The organism is Arthrobacter sp. ISL-69, from assembly GCF_018613775.1.
GTDB lineage: Bacteria > Actinomycetota > Actinomycetes > Actinomycetales > Micrococcaceae > Arthrobacter.
On record NZ_JAGGPO010000013.1, the window covers coordinates 110,783 to 117,585 of the forward strand.

Consider the following 6,803-nt stretch of genomic DNA (forward strand, 5'->3'; position numbering starts at 1 on the left):
CAATCCCAGTTATGAAAGACTCACTGAACTTTTCGGAGTGTCAGTGACCGACCTCCGCGGCGGTGTTGCGGCCGCGGCCGGCGCCGGCTTAGCCCCGGCTGCGCTTCCAGGCGCCCGGCCCCGGCGTGGGGGCCAGCCGCAGCTGCTGCCGGCGGACCCACTGGCGGACGCTGGGCTTCGACTTTCCCTCTGCGACAGACGTGCCAAGGGACAGTACGACGGCGGCCAGGGCCGCCAGTTCCACGTCCGTCGGTTCGCCCTTGACCACGGAGAACAGCGGCTCCTGGGCGGTCGTTTCGCCAGGTGCGGCTTCGTTCCCCGCCGGGTTAGCGGCCGGCTCCACTTCGGGCGTCACAGCGGGATGTTTCCGTGCTTCTTGGCGGGCAGGCTGGCGCGCTTGTCCCGGAGGGCACGCAGGCCCTTCATGATCTGCACCCGGGTTTCGGACGGGGCAATCACGGCGTCCACATAGCCAAGCTGGGCCGCCTGGTACGGGTTCAGGAGCTCTTCCTCGTACTGCCGGATGACCTCAGCGCGTTTCGCCTCGACGTCCCCGCCGGCCTCAGCGACGGCAGCGAGCTCGCGGCGGTACAGAATGTTGACGGCACCCTGTGCGCCCATCACGCCAATCTGCGCCGTGGGCCAGGCCAGGTTCAGGTCGGCGCCGAGCTTCTTGGAGCCCATCACGATGTACGCCCCGCCGTAGGCCTTGCGGGTGATCACGGTGAGCTTTGGCACGGTGGCCTCGGCGTAGGCGTAGAGGAGCTTGGCGCCGCGGCGGATGATGCCCTGGAATTCCTGGTCCTTGCCGGGCAGGAAGCCGGGGACGTCCACGAGCGTGATGATGGGGATGTTGAAGGCATCGCAGTGCCGCACGAAGCGCGCGGCCTTTTCCGAGGCCGAGATGTCCAGGGTTCCCGCGAACTGCATGGGCTGGTTGGCCACGATGCCCACGGTGTGGCCTTCGATGCGGCCGTAGCCGATCATCACGTTGGGCGCGTAGAGGGCCTGCATTTCCAGGAAGTGGCCGTCGTCCACGATCTGCTCAACGACCGTGCGCATGTCGTAGGGCTGGTTGGCGGAATCCGGGATTAGCGCGTCCAGGCTGAGGTCGTCGTCGTCGACTTCCAGCTCCTGCTGGTGCTCCAGGACCGGGGCCTCGGCCAGGTTGTTGGAGGGCAGGAAGTCCAGGAGCTCGCGGACGAATTCGACGGCGTCCGCCTCGTCCGAGGCCAGGTAGGTGGACGTTCCGGTGGTGGCGTTGTGCTGGCGGGCGCCGCCCAGTGTCTCCATGTCAACGTCCTCGCCGGTGACGGTCTTGATCACGTCAGGGCCGGTGATGAACATGTGCGAGGTCTTGTCCACCATGACCACGTAGTCGGTCAGGGCGGGGGAGTAGGCCGCGCCGCCGGCCGAGGGGCCCATGATGAGGGAAATCTGCGGGACGACGCCGGAAGCATGGACGTTGTTGCGGAAGATGTCCGCGAACATTGCCAGGGAGGCGACCCCCTCCTGGATGCGGGCACCGCCGCCGTCGAGGATGCCCACCACCGGGCAGCCGTTGCGCAGCGCGAACTCCTGGACCTTGACGATCTTCTCGCCGTTGACCTGGCTCAGCGAACCGCCGTAGACGGAGAAGTCCTGGCTGTAGACCGCCACGGGGCGGCCGTCCACCGTGCCGTAGCCGGAGACAAGCCCGTCGCCGAGCGGCTTCTTCTTCTCCATGCCGAAGGCCGTGGAACGGTGCACCGCAAGGGCATCGAACTCGACGAAGGAGCCCTCGTCCAAGAGGAGGTCGATGCGTTCACGCGCAGTGTTTTTGCCGCGTGCATGCTGCTTTTCGATTGCTTCCGGGCCGGAAGGCTGCTCGGCACGAGCCTGGCGGTCGCGGAAGTCTGCAATCTTGCCCGCTGTCGTTGTCAGATCGTGGCTCATCAAGTGTCTCCGGCTCTGTAGCTGATAGTCGCTGGTCCCGTTGTGCATCGGCGCTTAAGTAGCTTCCGCACAAAAACAGGACCCTGCTGGCTAGTCTAGTGACGCTATTCGCCCGGACCGCTGTAGAAACCCTACAATTTTCTGCCTCTGAGTGACGCTGACCGCTATGTTACCCACCAGTAACATAGTTCGGCTAGAGTGTCCTCATGACTTCAAGCAACGATGCTTCGGGCACCGCCGCAGGGCCGTACAAGGCCGCCGGTTCCCTTAATGGCCGCACCATCCTGATGTCCGGCGGCAGCCGCGGTATCGGTCTGGCCATTGCCCTCCGCGCCGCCCGCGACGGCGCCAACATCGTGCTGATGGCCAAGACCGGCCAGCCGCACGCGAAACTCGAAGGAACGGTTTACAGCGCCGCCGAACAGTTGGAGGCGGCCGGCGGCCAGGCGCTTCCGATCGTCGGGGACGTGCGCAATGACGACGACGTCGCCGGTGCGGTTGCCGCCGCCGTCGAACAATTCGGCGGCATTGACGCTGTGATCAACAACGCCTCGGCCATTGACCTTTCCAAGACCGATGCCGTGGACATGAAACGCTATGACCTGATGCAGGACATCAATGTCCGCGGCACCTTCCTGCTGTCCAAGCTCGCACTGCCCGCCCTGCGCCGCTCATCGTCCGCCAATATCCTGACCCTTTCGCCGCCCTTGAACCTGGATCCCAAGTGGGCCGGAATGCACCTTGCCTACACCATGGCCAAATACGGAATGAGCCTCACCACGCTCGGACTGGCCGAGGAACTCAGGGAAGACGGCATCGATGTCAACTCGCTGTGGCCCTGCACCCTGATCGACACCGCCGCCATCCGCAACATGCCCGGAGGCGAGAACATGGTCAAGGCCGCACGCGGTCCGGAGATCGTGGCGGATGCGGCCCATGCGGTGCTGACGCGCAGCAATGCAGTGGGCGACGGAGGCTCGCGGAGCGGCAATTTCTACACGGATGAACAGGTGCTCGCCGCGGCCGGCGTGACCGATTTCTCCCCGTACAGCCTCGGGGCGCCGGAGGGCCGGCTGGTCCCTGACATTTTCCTCTGAGAACCCTGTGGGCCGCCGCCGCAGCTGCGGCAACTCGGTAGGATTCAACTATGGACGCCCCACAGCCTGCCGACGGCCAGGACCCGAGCAACGTGCCTTCTCCCGAGAGTAACCCGGAGTTGCCCTCCGCGGCGCAGTCGGAGGCCGCGGCCCGGGTCGGACTCAACAGGAATGAGTTGAGTGGCGAGGATTTCCTGGCGGCCAACGGGATCGCGCAGCTTATTGTGGTGGACTCGACAGGGTCCACCAATGCGGACCTCCTGCAGGGGGTGACCGTGGACCCGCACGCCTGGCCGGACCTCTCCGTGCTGACGGCCGAGCACCAGACGGCAGCGCGCGGCCGGCTTGACCGCCACTGGGAGGCGCCGCCGCTGAGCTCCGTGTCTGTCTCAGTGGTCCTCCGGCCGGTCAACTCGGAAGGACGGCCGCTGCCCACCCACAGTTACTCCTGGTTCTCGCTGCTCGCGGCCCTGGCCCTGCGCGAGGCACTCCTGGAAACGGCCGGAATCCCGGCCGAGATCAAATGGCCCAACGACGTCATGGTGCGGGGCCGGAAGATCGCGGGCATCTTGGCGCAGCTGGGCCCCATGGGGGACGGAACCGTTCCGCCCGTGATCCTTGGCACCGGCCTCAACGTGACACTGACCGCATCGGAGCTCCCTGTTCCCACGGCCACGTCCGTGCTGCTGGAAAGTGCCCGGACCGTCGACCGGACCACACTGCTCAAGAGTTACCTCTCGCGTTTTGCCGCCCTGTACCGCAACTTCTGCAATGCCGACGGCGACCCCGCCGCCGGGATGGCCGGCGGGCCGTCGCTGCACAAGAGGGTTGAATCGGTGATGTCCACCCTCGGCAAGCAGGTCCGCGCGCAGTTGCCGGGGGACCACGAAATCATTGGCCACGCATCCCGCCTGGACGAATACGGTTCCCTCCTGGTGGTCGACGCGGGCAAGCACGAGCATGTGGTGACCGCCGGTGACGTGGTTCACCTCCGGCCATGGACGCCGCCGGGCGCTCCGGGCGCGGGGACCGGAACCGCGGAAAGCGGATATGCGTAAAGACCTTCTGCCGGGCGAACAGGTCATCACTGTCACCCGGCCCCAGCCCCGGAAACTGGCCTTTCCGGGGTTGCTGTTCATCGTGGCGCCCGCTGTGGGGGCCTTCGCGTGTGCCTGGATTGTGAAAGGGGAACCGGCCAAGCTGGTGCCGCTGATTACCAGGGAATGGACCTTTTGGCTTGTCGCAGTGTGCGTCGCCGGAGTTGCGTGGATACTGTTGGGGTATTGCCTGCCGCGCCTGCTGAGGTGGCACGCTACCCAGTACGTATTGACCAGCAGGCGGATAGTTGCCCGTTACGGCATGTTGCGCAGGCGGGACATGCAGATCTCCCTCGCATCGGTGCGTCACGTCGGGGTTAGCCAGTCGCTGTGGCAACGCATATTGCGTTCCGGGAATATATCGTTGGATACCGGGCATGGTGTGGATGCCGTGATCCCGGATGTTCCGGAGGCTGCGAAGTTTCGAAACTTCGTCCTCGACGCGATCGATGAGCTGCCGGACGGCGTGATTTTTGAGGCCGACCGGGCGCAGGGAAACGCCGGGGACGCCTCGCAGTACCGGCCGTGGGATATGGGGGAGCCGTGGGATACGAGAGAAGGTGGAAGAGATGAGCGCTGAGAATGCCGGGGCTGTGAACGAGGCGGAGCCGTCTGTGCTGCCTTCACCGCCGGACGCCGTAGTGGAATCCGCCACGCTCGAAGCCGCTGTCCTGGATACGGCCACCCTCGAACAGGTCTCGTTGGACCCGGCCCCGGGACTGGTGGACCGTGCCGCCGTTGATTCGGTCTCGCTCGATGCTGTCTCAGTGGGGGCGCCGGTGCTCGGGGCAGCCCTGCCCGGTCGCCCTGCCGATGCCCGGCCCGCAGTGCACCACCCGATACCCCACGACCCCGCGCCGTATGATCCTGCAAACGCAAGCCGTTCCGCCGAGTCCGTCGAAGCTACTCCCACCGGAACCCTCTCCGCCGAACGGCTCGCAGCCAAGGCGCTCGAAGCCAGGCTCCTTGGCGGGGAACGCAAGCTGCGCCGCCGTGAGGTGGCGGCCGGCGCCGGGCTGTCCCTGCTGTCCGCCCGCAAGCTTTGGCGTGCCCTGGGGTTTCCCAACCTCGGCGATGAGGACGTCGCCTTCACGGAACGTGACCAGGCGGCACTGTCCACTGTTGTGGACCTCGTCCGGACGGGGAAGCTCACCGAAGAGGCCGCCATTTCCGTTACCCGTGCCATCGGGCAAATGACTGACCGCATGGTGGTTTGGCAGATAGAAGCCCTCGTGGAGGATATGGTCCACCAGCAGGGTGTGCCGGACGCTGTGGCCCGCAAGATGCTGGTCAACCAGCTGCCGTCGCTTGTGGATGCCCTTGAGGAAATGCTGACGTACTCCTGGCGACGGCAGCTCAACGCCGGTGTCCAGCGTCTTGCCGTACGGGCAGAGGCCGGACTGCAGGCCAGTGAAGAGGGCCGTGAAGGCGACGAGGATGACGCCCCGCTGCCCCTTGCGCGGGCGGTGGGCTTTGCGGACCTGGTTTCCTACACGAGCCTTTCCCGGCGAATGAACGAGAAGACGCTCGCGCAGCTGGTGCAGCGCTTTGAGAACAAATGCGCCGAGATCATTTCGGTCGGTGGCGGCAGGCTGGTGAAAACGGTGGGGGACGAAGTCCTTTACATTGCCGAGACTCCGGCGGCAGGCGCCGAAATTTCGCTCGCGCTGTCACATGCCTTCACCGAGGATGAGATCCTTCCGCAAGCGAGGGTTGCCATGGTGTGGGGCCGCATACTCTCGCGCCTTGGCGACATCTACGGCCCCACCGTTAACCTCGCCGCCCGCCTGACGTCGCTGGCAGATCCTGGTACCGTCCTGGTCGATTCGATGACGGCCGCAGCACTGGAAAACGACGAGCGGTTTGTGCTGGAGCCGCAGCAGGCCGAGGAGGTCCGCGGCTTCGGGGAAATCCACCCTTTCCTGCTGCAGCGCGGCAGTGGCCGGGGCCTGATCCTGGATTGACACTCGGATACGTGTAACCGCCGCAGGGAACCGCGGAGCGTGTTTCTAAAATTGATGGTCTTATGACATAGTCGGACTGATCCGGCTATTTCGCACAGCGGGTCCTGGCATGCCCGGAATGCATTTTTTGTGGGGGAAAAACTGGTAATGAAACGGCTACGTGGTTCCGTGCGGCCTGATTCAGGATCGAAGCGGGACAGCCGGCGCGCCAGAATTCTCCGCGGCAGTGTTTTCGCAGTGGCGGCTGCAGCGCTGGTGGCCGGCGCGGTGATCTATCCCGGGTTCAAGACCACCGAGGTGGAATTGAACGACGGCGGCGTCTGGGTCGTCTCCAAGTCCAGGAATGCCGTGGGCCGGCTGAATTACCCGTCGCGGGTCCTGGACGGTGCGGTGACGCCGGCGAGTACGACATTTGATGTGCTGCAGGATGCCGGGAACGTGTTTGTGGACGACAAGGCAGGGTCCACGCTGAACCAGGTTTCCCCGGCCAACATGCGCCTGGGCGGGGATAAGAAACTGCCGGGTTCGGCGGATGTGAGCTTCGGTTCCGAGGTCATTTCCGTCACCGACGCAGCCAAGGGCAAGGTCTGGGCCCTGTCTCCGTCGACCGTGAACGGATTCGACGAGGAGTCCACGGAACCCGTGCTGGCCGCTTCGCAGGGCACCGTGTCCGCGGTGGGTTCCGACGACCGGATCTACAGTGCTGATCC

The 6,803-nt window shown here is 65.3% G+C and carries 7 protein-coding genes; 5 read left to right on the plus strand and 2 right to left on the minus strand.

Features of this window, described 5'->3' with window-relative positions; translation table 11 throughout:
* Nucleotides 1–88 precede the first annotated feature (88 nt).
* Together J7I79_RS09635 and J7I79_RS09640 are read right to left on the minus strand one after the other, a co-directional pair.
* Complete coding sequence (locus J7I79_RS09635; RefSeq protein WP_396020184.1) at nt 89–355, minus strand: acyl-CoA carboxylase subunit epsilon; 267 nt, start codon at nt 353–355, stop codon at nt 89–91.
* A complete protein-coding gene (locus J7I79_RS09640) occupies nt 352–1,935 on the minus strand; it encodes an acyl-CoA carboxylase subunit beta (protein WP_214952655.1) in 1,584 nt (527 codons plus the stop codon). Before J7I79_RS09640 ends, J7I79_RS09635 begins: the two co-directional genes overlap by 4 nt.
* 206 nt (nt 1,936–2,141) lie before the next feature.
* Between J7I79_RS09640 and J7I79_RS09645 the strand changes: the two genes are divergently transcribed.
* From J7I79_RS09645 to J7I79_RS09665, 5 genes are all read left to right on the plus strand, one after another.
* Nucleotides 2,142–3,032, plus strand: coding sequence for an NAD(P)-dependent oxidoreductase (locus J7I79_RS09645; RefSeq protein WP_214952657.1), 891 nt, complete (start codon nt 2,142–2,144; stop codon nt 3,030–3,032).
* A gap of 50 nt (nt 3,033–3,082) precedes the next feature.
* Nucleotides 3,083–4,090, plus strand: a complete 1,008-nt coding sequence (locus tag J7I79_RS09650; RefSeq protein ID WP_214952659.1) for a biotin--[acetyl-CoA-carboxylase] ligase — start codon at nt 3,083–3,085, stop codon at nt 4,088–4,090.
* Nucleotides 4,083–4,709, plus strand: a complete 627-nt coding sequence (locus J7I79_RS09655; RefSeq protein WP_214952662.1) for a PH domain-containing protein — start codon at nt 4,083–4,085, stop codon at nt 4,707–4,709. The genes J7I79_RS09650 and J7I79_RS09655 overlap by 8 nt, the downstream gene beginning before the upstream one ends.
* A complete protein-coding gene (locus tag J7I79_RS09660; protein ID WP_251042606.1) occupies nt 4,699–6,093 on the plus strand; it encodes an adenylate/guanylate cyclase domain-containing protein in 1,395 nt (464 codons plus the stop codon). Before J7I79_RS09655 ends, J7I79_RS09660 begins: the two co-directional genes overlap by 11 nt.
* Nucleotides 6,094–6,240: 147 nt before the next feature.
* A partial coding sequence (locus tag J7I79_RS09665) for a hypothetical protein (RefSeq protein ID WP_251042607.1) occupies nt 6,241–6,803 on the plus strand: 563 nt, incomplete at its 3' end.

Excerpts from the sequence above, each read along its gene's own strand:
- J7I79_RS09660 (WP_251042606.1), top strand. The coding sequence starts at position 4,699 with ATGAGCGCTGAGAATGCCGGGGCTGTGAACGAGGCGGAGCCGTCTGTG.
- J7I79_RS09655 (WP_214952662.1), top strand. The coding sequence starts at position 4,083 with ATGCGTAAAGACCTTCTGCCGGGCGAACAGGTCATCACTGTCACCCGG.
- J7I79_RS09645 (WP_214952657.1), top strand. The coding sequence starts at position 2,142 with ATGACTTCAAGCAACGATGCTTCGGGCACCGCCGCAGGGCCGTACAAG.
- J7I79_RS09650 (WP_214952659.1), top strand. The coding sequence starts at position 3,083 with ATGGACGCCCCACAGCCTGCCGACGGCCAGGACCCGAGCAACGTGCCT.
- J7I79_RS09640 (WP_214952655.1), bottom strand. The coding sequence starts at position 1,935 with ATGAGCCACGATCTGACAACGACAGCGGGCAAGATTGCAGACTTCCGC.